This window comes from Paenibacillus sp. 79R4, assembly GCF_013393165.1.
In the GTDB taxonomy this organism is placed as follows: domain Bacteria; phylum Bacillota; class Bacilli; order Paenibacillales; family Paenibacillaceae; genus Fontibacillus.
The window spans coordinates 115361-132855 of the sequence record NZ_QJOT01000001.1 but is presented as its reverse complement, the minus strand read 5'-3'; the positions used below and the strand labels follow the sequence as shown (position 1 = coordinate 132855).

The 17495-nt window shown below is 49.5% G+C and carries 13 protein-coding genes; 3 read left to right on the top strand and 10 right to left on the bottom strand.

The features are described from left to right. Positions 1 to 6: 6 nt before the first annotated feature. Positions 7 to 570 (bottom strand): alkyl hydroperoxide reductase subunit C, encoded by a 564-nt coding sequence (ahpC, locus tag DMN77_RS00600; protein WP_068779257.1) that lies wholly within the window; start codon positions 568 to 570, stop codon positions 7 to 9. Positions 571 to 1156: 586 nt separating this feature from the next. On the opposite strand from ahpC, the gene DMN77_RS00595 reads away from it, so the two are divergent. Continuing rightward, positions 1157 to 5119 carry an endo-1,4-beta-xylanase gene (locus tag DMN77_RS00595; RefSeq protein WP_179013055.1) on the top strand — a complete coding sequence of 1321 codons (3963 nt, stop codon included), beginning with the start codon at positions 1157 to 1159 and terminating at the stop codon, positions 5117 to 5119. 66 nt (positions 5120 to 5185) lie between these two features. Here DMN77_RS00595 and DMN77_RS00590 read toward each other — a convergent pair whose 3' ends face one another. Both DMN77_RS00590 and DMN77_RS00585 read right to left on the bottom strand, forming a co-directional pair. Continuing rightward, a complete protein-coding gene (locus DMN77_RS00590) occupies positions 5186 to 6160 on the bottom strand; it encodes an ABC transporter substrate-binding protein (RefSeq protein WP_179013053.1) in 975 nt (324 codons plus the stop codon). A gap of 120 nt (positions 6161 to 6280) precedes the next feature. Beyond that, positions 6281 to 7882, bottom strand: a complete 1602-nt coding sequence (locus tag DMN77_RS00585) for a helix-turn-helix domain-containing protein (protein WP_179013052.1) — start codon at positions 7880 to 7882, stop codon at positions 6281 to 6283. A 205-nt stretch (positions 7883 to 8087) separates the two neighbouring features. Between DMN77_RS00585 and DMN77_RS00580 the strand changes: the two genes are divergently transcribed. Continuing rightward, positions 8088 to 8543: a hypothetical protein gene (locus DMN77_RS00580; protein ID WP_068779254.1), complete on the top strand. Its 456-nt coding sequence runs from the start codon at positions 8088 to 8090 to the stop codon at positions 8541 to 8543. Between the two features lie 68 nt (positions 8544 to 8611). Here the strand turns inward: DMN77_RS00580 and DMN77_RS00575 are convergent, their stop codons facing one another. The 6 genes from DMN77_RS00575 to DMN77_RS00550 form a co-directional block, all read right to left on the bottom strand. Further along, entirely contained in the window at positions 8612 to 9175 is a 564-nt protein-coding gene (locus tag DMN77_RS00575) for a cupin domain-containing protein (protein ID WP_372775198.1), read from the bottom strand. Positions 9176 to 9377: 202 nt separating this feature from the next. Next, complete coding sequence (phnX, locus tag DMN77_RS00570; protein ID WP_179013050.1) at positions 9378 to 10199, bottom strand: phosphonoacetaldehyde hydrolase; 822 nt, start codon at positions 10197 to 10199, stop codon at positions 9378 to 9380. Next, entirely contained in the window at positions 10196 to 11290 is a 1095-nt protein-coding gene (gene phnW, locus DMN77_RS00565) for a 2-aminoethylphosphonate--pyruvate transaminase (protein ID WP_068779251.1), read from the bottom strand. Before phnW ends, phnX begins: the two co-directional genes overlap by 4 nt. A gap of 78 nt (positions 11291 to 11368) precedes the next feature. Next, positions 11369 to 12370, bottom strand: a complete 1002-nt coding sequence (locus DMN77_RS00560) for an extracellular solute-binding protein (protein WP_372775124.1) — start codon at positions 12368 to 12370, stop codon at positions 11369 to 11371. 95 nt (positions 12371 to 12465) lie between these two features. Next, the gene (locus DMN77_RS00555; RefSeq protein ID WP_179013049.1) at positions 12466 to 14079 is read right to left on the bottom strand and encodes an ABC transporter permease subunit; all 1614 of its coding nucleotides are present in this window, start codon (positions 14077 to 14079) and stop codon (positions 12466 to 12468) included. Then, complete coding sequence (locus DMN77_RS00550; RefSeq protein ID WP_068779248.1) at positions 14072 to 14830, bottom strand: ABC transporter ATP-binding protein; 759 nt, start codon at positions 14828 to 14830, stop codon at positions 14072 to 14074. Before DMN77_RS00550 ends, DMN77_RS00555 begins: the two co-directional genes overlap by 8 nt. Before the next feature lie 348 nt (positions 14831 to 15178). Here DMN77_RS00550 and DMN77_RS00545 point away from each other — a divergent pair, with 348 nt between their 5' ends. After that, the gene (locus DMN77_RS00545) at positions 15179 to 15940 is read left to right on the top strand and encodes a DeoR/GlpR family DNA-binding transcription regulator (RefSeq protein WP_068779247.1); all 762 of its coding nucleotides are present in this window, start codon (positions 15179 to 15181) and stop codon (positions 15938 to 15940) included. Between the two features lie 120 nt (positions 15941 to 16060). Here DMN77_RS00545 and DMN77_RS00540 read toward each other — a convergent pair whose 3' ends face one another. Next, positions 16061 to 17404, bottom strand: a complete 1344-nt coding sequence (locus DMN77_RS00540; RefSeq protein WP_256872175.1) for a sensor histidine kinase — start codon at positions 17402 to 17404, stop codon at positions 16061 to 16063. Positions 17405 to 17495 lie beyond the last annotated feature (91 nt).

The window sequence follows — 17495 nt, the reverse complement described above, 5'->3', positions numbered from 1 at the left end:
CTCTCCTTAAATCTTGCCTACAAGGTCAAGGCTAGGCTTCAAGGTTTCTCCGCCTTCCTTCCACTTAGCAGGGCAAACTTCACCCGGATGGTTGCGAACATATTGAGCAGCCTTGATCTTGTCGATCAGAATGCTTGCGTCACGTCCGATGCCGCCGGCAGTAATTTCAACCGCTTGGATCACTCCGTCTGGGTCGATAATGAAGGTACCGCGGTCTGCCACGCCTTCTTCTTCGATCAAGACATCAAAGTTGCGGGAAATGGTATGTGAAGGGTCGCCAATCATAATGTAAGTAACTTTGCCGATCGCTTCGGAGCTATCGTGCCAAGCTTTGTGTACGAAATGGGAATCCGTAGATACGGAGTATACTTCAACGCCAAGCTCTTTCAAAGTTGCATATTGATCTTGCAAGTCTTCAAGCTCAGTAGGGCACACGAATGTGAAGTCTGCAGGGTAGAAGCAAACTACACTCCATTTTCCTTTGAAATTCTCTTCAGAGACTTCGATGAAATCCCCGTTGTGATAAGCATTAGCTTTAAATGGTAGTACTTCTTTTCCAATCAATGACATGATTATTCGTACCTCCCAGGTATATTGTTTTATTGAAGAATTAGCATAGAGACATTTGAGCAGTGCATGCACATTTCCCAGGTGAGCTATACTAATTTCTTATTTATAATAATTATTATATATTAATCATTCTCAATGTCAAACCAGTTCACCAAGTCTTCATATTCTTAGTATTCACAGGAATTCCGTTCCCATTCTTCCGGATGATCATAAATTTCCTACCTATAATATAACCACTGCCAGTCCCGTTCTCAGCGCATAGACTCCCTCCAATACAAGTTCGTTCTACGTCTCCACTTGTCAGCAAGGATAGCTCGTACCACTGCTCTTGCAAACATGGTCTCTATATTTAATAGAATAACTCTTTTTTTGGAAAATAGATGTAGCTATTCTCGCAAATTGGCGCGAGGCCACAAGAAAATCTACTTTTTTTACAATGATATGTAATAATATCGGAACCTTCTTTAATTCCGAACTAGATGCATGAGGGGATAAATAATATGATTTGATTCTGAAAGGAGGACCAGTTCGACCATATATGAAAGCGCTTAACCATAATATTTATAAGGGAGGGTGCAAAGAACGCATGAGAAAGATGATCAAACGATCCATCGCGATTCTGCTCGCGGCAATCCTGTTCATCCCTTCGGGCTGGATAGCTTTAGGAGCCAAGGCTGATACTGGAAGCGCTTCGGAACCGGTAGTGGTATATCATGAGGACTTTGCTAACGGTAAAGGTGCTGCAACACAATCGGGTAGCGCCACACTGGAACATGTCACAGGGAAGGTTTTTGAAGGAAATGAAGACGGCGGGGCTTTATATGTAGGCAACCGAGCTGCAAACTATGATGCCGCTGATTTCAAATTTGCGGATATCGGGCTGAAAGATGGTAAGGAATATACGGTGACCGTAGCTGTTTATGTTGATGCTAATGTTAATGTACCGGGTGATGCTCAAGCATACTTACAAACGGTAGATAGTTATGCATGGCTGGACGGCGCGAAGTTTGAAGCAGGCAAGGCCTTAACCCTATCCAAAACGTTTACCGTTGATACCTCCAAAGATCGGGCTCTTCGGGTCCAATCCAACGACCCCGGTGCCACCGTCCCCTTCTACATTGGAGATATCCTGATCACTGAGGATTCCGGCAGTACTCAACCGGAACAACCTAGACCGCCAGCAAAGGCATTTACTACGATTACCTTTGAAGATTTGGAGATGGGCGGTTTTGGAGGCAGGTCAGGCAAGGAAACATTGACCATTACAAATGAAGCTAACCATACCGAAGGCGGCTCTTACGCTTTGAAAGTCGAAGACAGAACCGAGACTTGGCACGGCCCGTCACTGCGTGTCGAGCAATATGTCGACAAGGGTAGTGAATATAAGGTGTCAGCATGGGTCAAGCTGATCAGTCCGGCAAGCTCACAACTTCAATTGTCCACGCAGATTGGCGATGGAGGCAGCGCGAATTATGTTGCCCTCTCCCCTAAGACTATCAGCACCAATGACGGCTGGGTGCAATTCGAAGGCAGCTACCGTTATAACAGCGTCGGTGGCGAATATCTGACAATCTACGTTGAAAGCTCAAATAATGCGACGGCCTCTTTCTATATTGACGATATCAGCTTCGTGAAGACCGCAGGTCCGATCGATATCCAGCGGGATCTAACCCCGATCAAGGAGGTATACAACCATGACTTCCTGATCGGTAATGCTATTTCAGCAGAGGATTTGGGCGGTATGCGTATGGACCTGCTGAGCATGCATTATAATGTTGCTACCGCAGGCAATGCGATGAAGCCGGATGCGCTGCAGCGTGAGAAAGGCCAATTTACTTTTGACGCCGCAGACGACATGGTAAATCAAGTGCTGGATGCAGGCATACAAATGCACGGTCATGTCCTGGTATGGCACCAGCAATCGCCGACTTGGATGAATACAACTGTAAATTCGGAAGGAAACAGCGCACCTCTGAGTCGGGACGAAGCTCTTGAGAACATGCAGACTCATATTAAGACAGTGATGGAGCATTTCGGCGACAAAGTGATTTCCTGGGATGTCGTTAACGAAGCGATGAACGATAATCCGAATAACCCTTCCGACTGGCAGGGAGCACTGCGCAAATCTCCTTGGTATCAAGCCATCGGCCCCGACTATATTGAGCAAGCCTTCCTCGCCGCCAGAGAGGTACTGAATGAGAAGGGCTGGGATATTAAGCTGTATTATAACGACTACAACGATGATAACCCGAATAAAGCGGAAGCCATCTACCAAATGGTCAAAGAGATCAACGACAATTACGCCACCGCTCATCCAGGCCAGCTGCTCATCGATGGCGTTGGCATGCAGGCCCACTATTCAATAAATACCAATCCGGTAAATGTGGAGCTGTCGCTGGAGAAATTCATCTCGCTTGGTGTCGAGGTCAGCATCACCGAGCTGGACATTCAGGCCGGAAGCGACTATCAGCTTCCTGCCAATCTTGCGAATGCTCAAGGATATCTGTATGCCCAGATATTCAATATATATAAAGAGCATTCCGATCATATCAAGCGCGTTACTTTCTGGGGATTGGATGATGGCACGAGCTGGAGATCCTCAACGAATCCACTGCTGTTTGATAAAAATCTGCAAGCCAAACCAGCTTATTATGCCGTCATTGATCCGGATCGATTTATCGAAGAGCATCGGCCTGATGAGACTGATGCCAATCATTCGACAGCGAATTATGCTACACCAACTATTGATGGAACCGTAGATGCAGCCTGGAGCGAGGCCCCAGAGATGCCGATCAACCGGTACCAATCAGCCTGGCAGGGAGCTACCGGAGTAGCTAAAGCACTATGGGACGATGAGAACCTGTATGTATTGATACAGGTAAGCGACTCACAGCTAGACAAATCAAGTGCTAATGAATGGGAGCAGGATTCGGTTGAAGTCTTCCTTGACGAGAATAACAGAAAGACTACTTTCTATCAGGATGACGACGGGCAATATCGAGTGAACTTCGACAACGAGACTTCTTTCAAGCCTGAAGGCATGGCCGAAGGGTTCGAATCGGCGACCAAGGTATCCGGCTCCAATTATACGGTTGAGATGAAGATCCCGTTCAAGACGATCACTCCGGCTAATCATACAAAAGTAGGCTTCGATGCGCAGATCAACGATGCTAAGGACGGCGCCCGCCAGAGCGTCGCAGCTTGGAATGACACAACAGGCAACGGCTTCCAAGACACCTCCGTCTTTGGTGTCCTTACGCTCGCCGGCAAGCCCGGGGGCTCCAATGGCGGCGGGAGCAATGGCAGCGATTACGGCAGCAGCAATAATAGCAGCAGTAGCCCTGGCAGCAGCAGTTTTGTTCCGTCGGCGCCTGCCGTAGGGAATAAAGACGGTGTAATAACGATCACGCCGCCTGTAAAGAACGAAAACGGGGTAGCCAAAGCTGCGATCTCCAAGGAGACGCTGAGCAAGGCCCTTGAGCAGGCAACAACCGAAGCTAACGGCAAGAAGCAAATCGTCATCGACGTGCCGAAGCAGACGAATGCAGAATCTTACGAGGTGCAATTGCCGTCTCAATATTTGACGGGCCAAGTCAACCTGGACCTGCTGTTGCAAACAGAGCATGGCTCCGTTCGAATTCCAGGCCAAATGCTATCTAATATAACCATGGATGAAGAGCAAGTAACGTTCCGTATCGCCAAAGTCTCCGCAGACGGTCTATCGGGCTCTGTCCGCGAGCGGGTTGGCGATCGTCCGATGATCGATCTGAGTATATCAGTCGGAGATCGGGTAATCGCCTGGAATAACCCTGCGGCACCTATCACAGTATCCATCCCTTATACACCATTAGCAGATGAACTAAGCCATCTGAACAATCTCGTCATCTGGCATATCGACAGCAAAGGCAAGGCCACGCCTATTCCAAATGGACGATATAATGCGGCAAGTGAAGCGGTTGTATTCCGTACAACTCATTTCAGCACGTATGCTATAGCCTACGCATCCAGGACCTTCGAGGATCTGACTGGCGTTGCTTCGGGTAAACAAGCGATTGAGACGTTGGCAGCCCGCGAAATTATCAAGGGGATGAATGAGAATAGCTTCTCCCCGGAATCTCCAATCAGAAGGGCCGATCTTATTGTACTTCTGGTGAGAACCCTTGAACTGCAAGGAAATGGCAGCAATGAAGCGAGCTTTAACGACACTCCTGCTGGTGCTTATTATAGTAAGGAACTGGCCATCGCCAAGGAACTCGGCATTGCCATCGGCTATCAGGACAACACATTCAAACCCAGCAGCACAGTCTCCCGGCAGGATATGATGGTCATGACGACGCGTGCGCTCGCTGCAGCCGGCATACAGCTGGAGGACAGCGACGGGCTTGATGCCTATTCGGATGCAGCAAGCCTGTCGGGCTACGCCTTAGACAGCGCCACTAAGCTGCTCGGGAACAGAATTGTAAGCGGTAAAGATAATAAGGTCGCTCCTCAGGACCCGGTTACGCGGGCTGAAGCGGCAGTTATCTTATACAATGTCTGGAGCCTGTAATCTCCAGCTTAGAGAAGATAAAGACCTCCTATCCGCCTTTGGCGGACAGGAGGTCTTTATTTAACTTTATACTGCAGGCGCCAGCCAAGCGGCCAGCTCCTCTGTCTGGGACAGTACAGCTACCGGATCATAGTACCAGGAGCGCTCCTCCTTCCAGACATAGACCTGGCCGTTCTTGATCGCAGGCAGTGTGCCCCACATCGGGTCCTGACGCAAATCCTCCAATGTAAGATTGTTCGAGGTGATCACCAGATAGTCGCCGGCATAATCCGGCAGCTTCTCCGCACTGATCTCTGCCCACTGCTTCTCCATAATCTCCGCCGCTACTTTTTCCGGAGCCTTGCGCCCCAGAGCCTGATATACTGGCTGACCGCCGCGGCCGAAGTTGTCCCCATACACGAAGATCGACTTGTCCGTGACCTCCAGGATCGAGAAGCTGGCTTCCGCAGGGATCGCCTGCTCAACACGCGCCCGCGCCGCAGCAATCCGCTCATCATAGCTTTGCAGCCAGGCCGCTGCTTTCTCTCGCTTGTCCAGCAGCTCTCCGAAATAAGTTAACTCCTCGTGAGCGTTCTTCAAATTCCCCCAAGGTACAACGACTGTAGGCGCAATCTTGCTAAGCTGCGCATAGTTGTCGTTATTGGCGGACAGAATCAAGTCGGGATTCAGATCCAGAATTCTCTCCAGATTCATTTTCCCATAGTCGCCGGTATCGGCCACTCCCTTCAAGGCTTCCTTGAAGTAGACGTTGTTAAGCGTCAATCCGGGTGCCCCTACCGGAATAACCTCAAGCGGAATCAAGCTGCCCAAGTATTCCTCAGCTACAATCCGCAAGGGGTGAGCAGGAATTTCGATCTCTCCGTTCACAGTCTGAACACTCTTTACCTCCGACTGGGAGGAGGTTGACCGGTTAGGATCGGATTCGGAAGAAGCGCTGTTCTCCGTCTTATTTCCGCTAGCTTCGTCCGCGCTTCCACAAGCAGACAGCAACAGCGGTAAGGCCAGACAGCCTGCCGCCAGTAGTTTATGCCATGATTTCATGCTTGAAGCCCCCTGTTTCATTGATATTCATTCTCAATTACAGAATACACAGGGTCCTGACGCTTGACCATGACTGTCCGTGATATTCGGCCATAGATTATTATGATCATGCTGTTGTTGTCATCTATGCAGCAGCACTCGTTCAAGCACTGCGAGCTGTTCGTGGCTCGACAAGGGATCGTAGCCGAAAAATAGTTCGGGATTGTCCAGCATATAGACATTCCCGGAGCTTGCCGCCTTCAAGCTGCACCATTTCCTGGATTGCAGCATTGTCCCCAGCCTTAAAGCCACCTCTCTGGAGCGAGGCATCCCGGTCAAGAAGATCAAATCCGCCTCAAACTCAGGCATCTCGCTTATTCCGGTCTGGACGTATCCTCGTTCCAGCAATCCCCGCTCGAGCAGCGAGTCCGGCATCTGAAAGCCCAGCTCGCCATACAGCAGCTGCGCTCCCCGTCCGTTACTCGCTCCAATAGCATAGGCCGTTCCGTTATTGCCGATCTCCCAGACAATAACGCTGCGGCCTGTTCCATAACACTGAAGCAGCCCCCCCCGCAGCCTGTCGGCTCTCTCGCCGATCTGCTCAAGGAGCTCTTCCGCTTGACGGCTGCGGCCGACGAGATCAGCGATGCGTCTGAACTGGCCCTGCCAATCGAGCCGCTTATGCGGCAGCTGTATAATTGGCGCAAGCTCAAGTAAACTTGTAGCCGGGCGCTCCAGTTCATAGCTGATGAATACATCCGGCCGCCCACTGCAGAATTGTCGGCTGCAGTCACCGATCAGCAAAACATCGGGACTGTATCTTGCTTGCGCTCCATGAGCTTGTGTCAGCCAGTCGGAGAATACGCCCCACTCCGGATGGATGCCAAGTGCCCATAACGAAGCGCTATGATTCACGTTAAGCGCTGCCGGGCGGACGGATACCTTCCGGTAGAGCGTCGGGGCAACGCCTGTCGTTTGCTTGAATCTTCTGCTTAAATACATCCCCTCGCGGTAACCAACCTCCCTAGCCACTTGATCCAATGTAACGGGGCGGCCGGACAGCAGAATTTCCTGCGCCTTGCGCACGCGAAGCAAGGTTAAATATTCGGTCAGCGTATGCCCTGTATGAACACGAAAGCAGCGGGAATAATGCTCCGGGCTTACCCCGGCCCGCTCCGCCAGCCTCTCCCGGCTTAATTCGTTATGATACTGTGCGTGAATATAATTCAAGCTCTCCTCCAGCCAGGAGCCGGATCGCTCCTGCCCCATCCTGGAGGCTTCCTCGACCTGCTGCATCAGATCCACGAACAGCCATTGCAGCTCCCACGGCTGTCTCGACCCGAGCCTCCAATGCTGAGTTATCCGTTGGGCTGTTTCTGTTATTTTGTCTGCCTGGCGAAGCAGCAGAGGATTTAAGCCCAGCATGGGGGAATCAGCAGCTCCGGTAATAAGGAACTCCAGTAGACATCCCTCTACGGACTCCTCCGGGTCCACCTCGACCTGGATGCGGTCTCCTGGAGAAAGAATCAACAAATCACCTTCGCACAACCACAGCAGCCCACCCGCTTCAGCGTCAGGCCGCGGGATCCCCAGCTTGCCTTTCCATACCGCTAACAGCTTCCGAAGGCTGTCCGCTCCTTCTGATTCCAAAGTAGACGGCTCCAGGTCCTCTAAGGCCAGCAGCCGAACGGGCATCCCAAATATCGCTCCCTGTGGACTCTGTGGACTTGTACTCTTTATCACCTCAGCGCCCCCTCTGTCTCCCAGTTGATAATCATTCTCAATTATTATCTCTAGCCATCTAACCCTTGTCAATGAAGTATGCGCTGGGTACAGGATATTTCAGGAAAGTAACTATTTATTTACCTTTTATGTATCATCTTGTATAGGGCATTTCCCCTTAATCTGATAGACTAGCAAATGTACATATATATACTAGGAGGAAACCATGAAAAACTTTGCAAAATTTCTGTCCATTTTATTTGCCGCTGTGATTATATTATCTGGATGCTCCAGCAATAATGCTGCCGACTCGAAGAAGCTATCCTCGGATGAGAAGCTGGCATTGTCCTATGTCACCGATTTCTACAATGGAACAAAGGAAGACAGGGAGAAGTTCGTTGAAGAGAGTGTGCATCCTGAAATTCAGGCCCTATTCCGCTTAGGGGCCGCGTCTGAAGCTTCGGAGGACAAGAAGCTGAAGGATCCAAAGGTAGCCGAATCAGTACCCTATGATGACGAAGACGGGAAAGGGGCCGTAGTACTCATTCAGGCCGCAAACCATCAGGAAATGATTGTGCTGATTATCGATAATAAAGTAGCTTTTGGTTATGCTGCATCCGAGAATGCCGAGTCTCAAGAATTGTTCGATCAAATGCGCAGTCAATTCAAAGCAGCTAAATAGTAACCCATACATTTCATCAGCCAGTCGCCGCATTCATCGGCAACTGGCTGTTCTATTATTGATGTAAATTACTTCTCTGCCCCTTCCTCAGCCATAGCAATGGCCTTGGTCGCTTGGACAGTTCCATGCGGATGGTTAGGCGGAGCATAGATGGTGTAGAGCTTAAGCGGCTTCCTGCCTGTATTGGTCACATTATGCCAGGTTCCGGCTGGAACGATAATAGCGTCGTCTTCATGAACCTTCTCCTGAAAATTCAAATGGTCTTTCTTGTCCCCCATCTGGACAAGTCCTTCCCCTTCTTCAATCCGCAGAAATTGATCGACATTAGGATGAACCTCCAGACCGATGTCCTCGCCAACCTGGATACTCATCAAGGTAACTTGCAGATGATCCCCTGTCCATATAGCAGTACGGTAATTTTTATTCCGTTCTGTGGCTTCTTCAATATTGATGACGAACGGCCTTGGTCCGTAATCCTCAACTGTATTAGCTCTGTAGAATGGGCTCCAGCTATGCTCACTCGTACTGCTCGAGCTACAGTATGAATTGCCGCCATGACTCCAATCGTAACCATTCCAGCCGTATTGTCCAGGATTACCCCACTGCTGCGGGTCCCACGGTTTGTCGTGCAACATTCATTCTCCTCTCATAGCCTATAACTTTTTATAGTCATCCTATGCGGGTGCCTATTTATCGGGAACCTGTCCTCCCGAAATAATATAAAACACCCCCAGGGCTCCGCCTCTCTTGCGATAGGCGTCATTCCTTGAAGGTGCTTCAAAGGGGACAAACTACCTGAATTTATCAATTTTCATGCCCCGGTCTGACTGTATCTTACTCCTTGACACTACCAGGTCTTTTGCCTTCCGCCAGCCATCCGTTGATCCGCTCAATCAACGGCGGAAGCTCCGACATTGTATGGATTGTGAAATCGGCTCCCTGCTGCATGAAGCCTTGTTTCGTCCTGGCAATAACTGCCTCTTTATCCGCATCGGACAAGGCCTGGTACTCCTGCTCGCTAAGCCCCATCTCCGAACTTCCAACCGCAACGCCAACTGACCATACGCCAGCCTGCACGCCTTCCTTAATATCGGAGGGGGTATCCCCTACCTTCACGACCTTCCATGCCGCGGATAACTTTAAAGCTTCCATATTGCGATAGATCATATAAGGATAAGGTCTTCCATAGGAATCCGTGTCATCCGGTGTAACAACATGATCCGGGCTGTAGCCTTTAGCCTTGGCGCCAGAGATGACAACCTCCATCATGGAATTGGTATAGCCTGTCGAAGATCCGATCTTCAAACCTTGCGAGCGCAGCGCCTCAACGGTATGGATCACGCCTGGTATCGGCTCTGTATATTCAGACAAGGAGGCCATAAGCGCGGGCTCAAATTCGCCATACAAGCGATTTACATCTTCCTCGTTAGAAGCTCTACCGTACTTCTCTTCCCATAACGCCGCTACTCTCGGCATGGACAGCATGGCGCGAATATGATCGATCTTCAGCATCCCCATCGGGGCCCTGGCTTCCTCCATCGTCACCTCAATGCCAGCCTGCTTAAAAATATCAACAAATACATTCACCGGAGCAAAGCATCCGAAATCTACCGCAGTCCCCGCCCAATCCAAAATAACGCCCTCGATTTGATTCATTGTTCAGTTCCTCCCATGTAATCGCTAATAATGCTGCATAATTGTTCGATGTCTTGCAGGTAAATCTCCCCGATATTGCCGATCCGGAACGTATCCGCATCCGTCAGCTTGCCCGGATAAATCACATATCCCCGCCCCTTCACATATTTGTAGAACTCAGTGAAATCGAAGCTTGCATTCGGGAATAGGAATGTTGTAATTATCGGCGACTGCTTATCCTCTGAAATATAAGCTTCAATACCTATTTCAGCAAGTTTGCTTCGCAGGATGCGATTGTTCTCGCTGTAGCGTGCATTCCGTGCGGATACCCCGCCCTCCTCAATAAGCTCGTCAATGGCTTTGGCAAAAGCAGCTACGACATGCGTGGGTGATGTGAAGCGCCATTTGCCGTCCTTGTCCATTCCCTTCCACTGATCGTACAGATCGAGTGACAAGCTGTGCGCTACCCCTTGGCAGGCTTTCAGCCGCTCGAGCTTGGCAATGACAAAGCCGAAGCCAGGCACACCCTGGATACATTTATTTGCACTACTGATCAAATAGTCGATTCCCAGTCCGGCCACATCGATCTCAATCCCGCCAAAGCTGCTCATGGCATCGATGATCAAGGTTTTGCCATATTCCCGGGACAACCCAGCTACCATCTCAAGCGGATTTAAAATACCTGTTGTCGTCTCACAGTGGACCATAGCGATGTGGGTAATCGCTGCATCTTCCTCCAGCAGCGCCCGAAGCGCCGCTTCCTTGGGCTGCTTGTCATAACTGACCCGGTGCTCGGAATAATTCAGGTCGAGATACTCCGCCATTTGCACGATCCGTTCACCATAAGCTCCATTAGTGATGATCAGCAGCTTATCTGTCCTGGACACCGCCGAGGTCATAACCGACTCCACCGCGAAGGTGCCGCTGCCTTGCATCAGCACAGCTGTGTACTCTGTCGAATCAGCTCCGGCAATCGTCAAAAGCTGAGACCTGATCTTCTGCGTAATTGATTTATAATCCTCATCCCATGTACAGCGGTCCAGAAGCATCTCTTTCTTAACGGTGCTAGTCGTGGTGAGCGGTCCTGGGGTCAATAGCTTGTATGCATTCATTTTGCCTTACTCCCTTGTTAGATGGATTTAACGCCTAAATTGGGTCATCAATCGATCTGTCGCTTTCTAATCTATGAATTATTGTTGAGCGCTCTTGAAAAATTCCTGATGTTCTTTAAGCAGCTCCACCGTCAGCGATTGCTCAAACTTCAACGATTGAGCCGGTTTGTTCACATCGTCTACGCTCTCGCCGTCGTACAGAGCTACCGGATAGTTGGCGATCAGGTCCTTACGTGCGTCCTTAATAATGACTTCCGCCATTTTCATAGCCAACTCTGTCGTAGCATTCTTCTTATCCACTACAGCGAGGGATTCTGTCAGAGAGAAATTCCCCTCAATCGGGTCCACATAATCGATCGGCGCACCTGCCGCCTTCGCTTTAACCGCCTGGTGGCGCAGACCAAATCCGGCAGCAACCTCGCCCGCTTGAACCTTCTTGAGCGGGCCGGAACCCGAGCTCTCCAGATGCGGACCTACATTAGTAATCAGGTCATGCAATACCGTCTTGCCCTCGTCTTGCCCATATTGGCCAATAATGGCTTGAACAAGCAGCCAGGCGGTAGAAGAGTCCATAATGTTCGGGATGGAGACGAGCCCTTTAAACTCAGGGGCAGTCAAATCCTTGATGGAGGTCGGCAACGACAGTCCTTTCTCCTTCAACACTTCCGTGTTTATAAAGATTGAGCCGGTATTTGCCAAGATTGGCGTATAATAAGCCGGGTACTGCTCCAGTGCACCCGTCTTAAAGGAGAGATCTTTGAACATCAGGTGCTGACTCTGCGAGCTTTCGATAAAATAAGAGCTCATTGTGATCAAATCGGCTTCTATGTTGTCTCCCTCAGCCATCAGCTTGCCGCCAAGCTCTGAGGTCCCAAACGTTTGCAGCACGTATTTCCCGTCATAGCCGGCACTTTTTAGCGCGGTCTCCATGGAGGTTACCGCCTCTTCATCAGCATTTGTATAGATAACTACCTTCTTTGCTTCCTCCGCTTTGCTGCTGCCGCTGCCGCAGCCCGCCATTGCGAGAACCAGACTTATCGCCAAAAGTGTAAGCAACATACCTTTCATTGATTTGAACACTGTATAATCCCTCTCTCTTTTCATAGTTTTGATATGGATGATTCAACTAATCATGATATGCGGCTACATGACTTGCCATATTCAGCTTGGGCTGATCAGGACACCGCCCTTCTTCTCTGCATCCAATCGCAAAGGATCTTTATGACCAGATTGGTGAGGAAGATCAGCAGCGACAGGACAAAAATCTCGTTAAACTTGGCAAAGTGCTGCAACTCCTTGATTTTGCTAGCCATAACGGATGTCTGCGCCGATACGAGGAAAATAATCCCGCTGATCGTCACCATCGAATTGACAAAGTAATAACTGAACATCTCCAGCACCGTTGATACCGAGTTCGGCAGAACGACCCGGCGCACGGTTTTGAACCAGCTGTCACCCAGCAGTTCTCCTGTCGTCTCCCAAGAAGGATTCATCTTGGACAAAGAATTTTTGGCCATGAGATAGGGCGTCGTGAACAGGTGAACGATATTGCATAATACGATAATCGTGAAGGTTCCCTTCAAGCTGCTGCCGTTGAACAAGAGCAGATACGAGATCCCGAGTACCATGCCCGGCACAGTATTGGTAATCATCGACACGATATCGCTTGCCTCCCTGCCCTTCAGCTTGGTCCGCACATTCAGCAGCGCGGCTCCATAGGCCATTACTGTCCCGAACAGAGACGTTAACAGCGCCACCCCTAGCGAATTCTTATATACACCCGTCAAATCGGAGGTGAGTACATCCCTTACATGCTTGAGGGTGAAGTGAAGGTCGTAGGGAAAGCTGTTCAAGAACGGTGCGATGAACATGATCGCGAAGATCGATAGCAATCCCAGTACAATCGCGCAGGAGATTACTCCCAACGCGATATCACGGGTGCGGTGTCTCGGCAGCTCGATGTCGCTGATCTTGTCATAATGGAAGTTAAGCCGCTCCAGGTAATTTAACAGCCAGATCCCGAACACCGCTGGAATCAGCATCAGCACGGCAATAACCGCTCCCTGATTAAAGTTCGGGATAGCACCGAGCATAACCTGATAGAGCCGGGTAGCAACGACCGGGTAGGTTCCTCCTACGGAGGCCGGGATCCCGAAATCCGTGAAGCTCAGAATAAAGGAGAGGACAAACGCCCCGCCCAGCGCCCCAACGAGCGGCCGCACAATCGTGTTGGCGAAGCTTCTCACCGCTCCATCACCCATTAGCCGCGAGACAATAATGATCTTTTTATCGATATAACCGAAGGCGTTATGGATCAGCAGGAATGCCGAGGGCAATGTATAAATGACATAGCCTGTCAGCAGGCCGTTAAAGCCATAAATTTCAAACAGGTTCCTGCCAAACAGCTTGGTCAGCAAGCCCTGGTTGCCGAACGAGTACATTATGGCAAAGCCATAAGTGATCGTCGGTAATAACATGGGTAGAATAATTGCCGTTCGCAGCGCCCCCTTGATCGGGCTGTATATTCTAGTACAGTGAATCGAATAAGCTAGAATGAAGCCTGATACCGTGGCGATGATCGCCGCCGCAGCTGAAACTTTGACACTATTCCAGGCAGCCGCGAGCATATCTGGCTCTTTCCAGACGGCGATATAATTGGCGAGAGAGATTCCTTGATCCGTCTCGAAGGAACGAATCAGTAATATGATCAACGGTAAGAACAGGAACACAGCGAACAACAGCAGAATCAGGATGAATACCACCCGCATCTCGGGCTTGATTTTATGCATGTGCATACAGCTCACCGAACAGGTTATAGATGTTTTGCCGTTTGATTAGCAACTGCTTAATAATGAATTGCTTCACGAACTCATTTTCCGGCTGATTAATAATTTGCTGCGGTGATCCAAATTGCGAGATTTTGCCCTGATTGATAATCAATATTTTGTCAGACAGGGTTAAGGCTTCCTCCGGATCATGCGTTACAATAATTGTCGTCAGCTTGAACTCTCTGGCAATCGATTGAATTCGCTGTTTGATAGATTCCTTAATGACCCCGTCCAGCGCGCTTAGCGGCTCATCGAGCAGCAGGATTTTCGGCTTTGTAACCAACGTTCTTGCCAAAGCCACCCGTTGCTTCTGTCCTCCGGACAACTCACCTATTCTTTTATTCAGATGCGGGGCCAACTCCAGAAAGTCGATATATTCTTGAACCTCTTGTTCACTTGCAGTCCCTTTCTTATTGCGAAGACCGTATACGATGTTGTCATACGCACTCAAGTTCGGAAACAGGGCGTAGTCCTGGAACACGATGTTGAATCCGCGCTTCTTCATGGGCACATGGGTCAGATCCTCTTCACCGAAGATGATGCTTCCGCGATCAGCTCCCGTCAGGCCAAGAATCAGATGGAGCAGGGTTGTCTTCCCGCTTCCGCTTGGACCGAGGAGCGACATAATCTCACCTGAACCCATCTCGAAGCTGATGTCATCAAGAACTGTTTTGCCGTCAAATTGTTTGCTAATATTTTGCAGCTTCAGCAAGCCGCCCACCTCCTTCAACACAATCCCAGTATAAAAACCGTATGTCATCCGGAATGAGCGACTATGTAAAATTTAAGTAAATCTTGCATATATTATTCATTACTTATGCATAACTCTAGCCCATATTGGGCAGTTGAACATGCCGATCTTTGTAAACTCTATTGAATCTTGAAGAGGTAGCCGATACACTGAAATTGTTCTAATACTAATGCGTGCTCAAAAAGGACGGTATGGAATTCTTCCCTTAATTCGCGGTCACTCATCCCTGAACTGACCTCGATCTGGATTCTTTTATCCAAACCGAACTTTTTAAGCTGCCTCTAAAATCTGTATTTAGCAGGTGAGAAGATGCTGCCACTAGAAAGGCAAAAGAAAATGCTTGATCTGTTAACCGTTAGAGAGGTACTCAAAATCAATGAGCTGACCGAAGCGCTGGATATATCGATCGACACCCTTAGAAGAGATATCAATCTGCTTACCAAACAGGGGAAAATCGAAAAAATATATGGCGGCATCAAGCTGGTGGGGCGGTTCGGAGAGTCCTCAATGGAGGAACGGATGATCAATCATCTGGAAGAGAAGGAACAGATTGCTCGCAAGTGCTGTGAATTTATTGAGGATGGCGACTGTATCTATATTGATAGCGGGTCCACCACCTACCAAATTGCCAAGTATATGAAGCATAAAAAGAAGCTCACGGTCATCACGAGCTCCATCCCTGTCATCCAAGAGCTTGTCCATAGTGATGTGGATCTCATTATTATCGGAGGGAAAATTCGAAAAGAAGAGCAATCCGTGGTGGCTTATGACTATATCTTCAATTTTCATGAGTTGAATATCCGGAAGGCGTTCATCTGCTGTAGCGGGATCACCATCGAGAGAGGAATCTCGGATTATAACATGGAGGAGGCCATCACCCGTAAAAAGATGATTGACCTTGCTAGCGAGGTCTACGTCGCCGCCGATAGTACCAAATTCGGCAAAGATGTCATGGTCTCCATTGCGCCGCTGGAGCGAATTGACACCATCGTGACGGATGTGAATGTTGATCGCAGCTATCAAGCCAAATTCAGGAAGACCGACACCAAATTGATAATTGCAGACGCTTGAAGATGTACGAATTCAAAGCATCGATTATGAACCAACATCCGAGGCATTCCCATTTCCATACAATATGAGTGATAGTCAAAGAGCCACCGGATTCCGGTGGCTCTTATCTGGATATGAGCCCTATGAAGCACACTTATAGGGTACAGTAAGGCTTACCCAAGCGCCGCCTTGAGTACGATTCCCGGCTTCGATCTTTCCGCCGTGCTTCTCCACGAGCAGCTTCGCTGTGTACAGGCCCAGTCCGGAGTGGCCTTGAGCCTGAGATCTGGAGGTATCCCCGGAATAGAATCTATCGAACATGAAGCGCAGATCTTGCTCGCTGAAGCCCGGCCCCGTATCCTTTACCTCGAAAATAATATGCTGCTCATATACCGAGATCGTCCACTCTATTTCTCCACCTATTGGTGTAAATCTTAATCCGTTTGTAATGACGTTATCGAGAACTTGCTCCAGCCTTGCGGAATCGAGAAGAAGCAGATGCTCTGCATGGTGATGCCACTGCTGGCGTGAACAGCAAAGCGTAACCCCTTTTTCGCGGCACAGCAGATCGAACTCTTGCCTCTTCCGTTCACAGAAGGCGGCTAAATCCGTCGGCAGATACTCCAAGATGAAGTCAGGCATATCGATCCGGTTTAGGAACAGCAGCTCGGTCAGCATTTTATCGGCACGCTGGGTGCTGTTTCGAATAGTCAGCAGATACCGCTCCAGCCGCTCGGGATGTCGTGCGCCGTTCTCGATCAGGTTATCCGCGTGGCCCCGGATAATCGTCAACGGGGTCCGCAGATCATGGGCAATCGCCGAGATCATATCGCGTCTTTCTTGCTCCAACTGCCATTCACGCTTCAAAGACTGCTCCAGCGCACTTCGCATCTCTTCAAAAGCGTTCGAAAGCTCGGTCAATTCCTTTGACCCGCCCTCTCCAGCGACTGAGAAATTAAGATCATTCTGCTGAATTCGCCGCGCCCCCCCAATAATCCGGGTAATCGACGGTTCGAGCCGCTTGCCTAGCCTCCTGGCGAAGATCGCAGAGAACAGGACTATAAATACGAATGGGGCGATCAGGCTGCCCAATACGAGACTAACGAGCAACCCATTCCTAGGATTATTGGCAGTCACATTAAGACTATAGCGGAGCAGGAGCATCCCCTTCAGCCGCTGCTGTGCATCAAGAATAGGACTGAACTTAACAAATCTGCCGTTATAACTATCCGTCCTGTTCAGCTTTTCGATCAAATCCTCCGGACCATTGACATAGCTCTCTCCCTTCCATCCGTAGACAATCCGTCCGTCGAGATCGATAACTTGATATTGGATGCCCTGAAGCGGGATCACTTTCTCCAGTTCATCCTGCATCTGAGGAGATAACAAGGCAGCCTGCTGCCTAGCGGCATATTCCAGAATCCGCGGGATTTGCCGCTCGTAATGATTAGCCGGAAGGACCCCCCTCCCCGTCTGATGAATCAAAAAATAAAGAGTAACCCCCCATACCATAAGTGAACATAGGAAACTAAATAACAGGATAAGCACAAACGCGCTCATAAATTGTCGGCGCAGC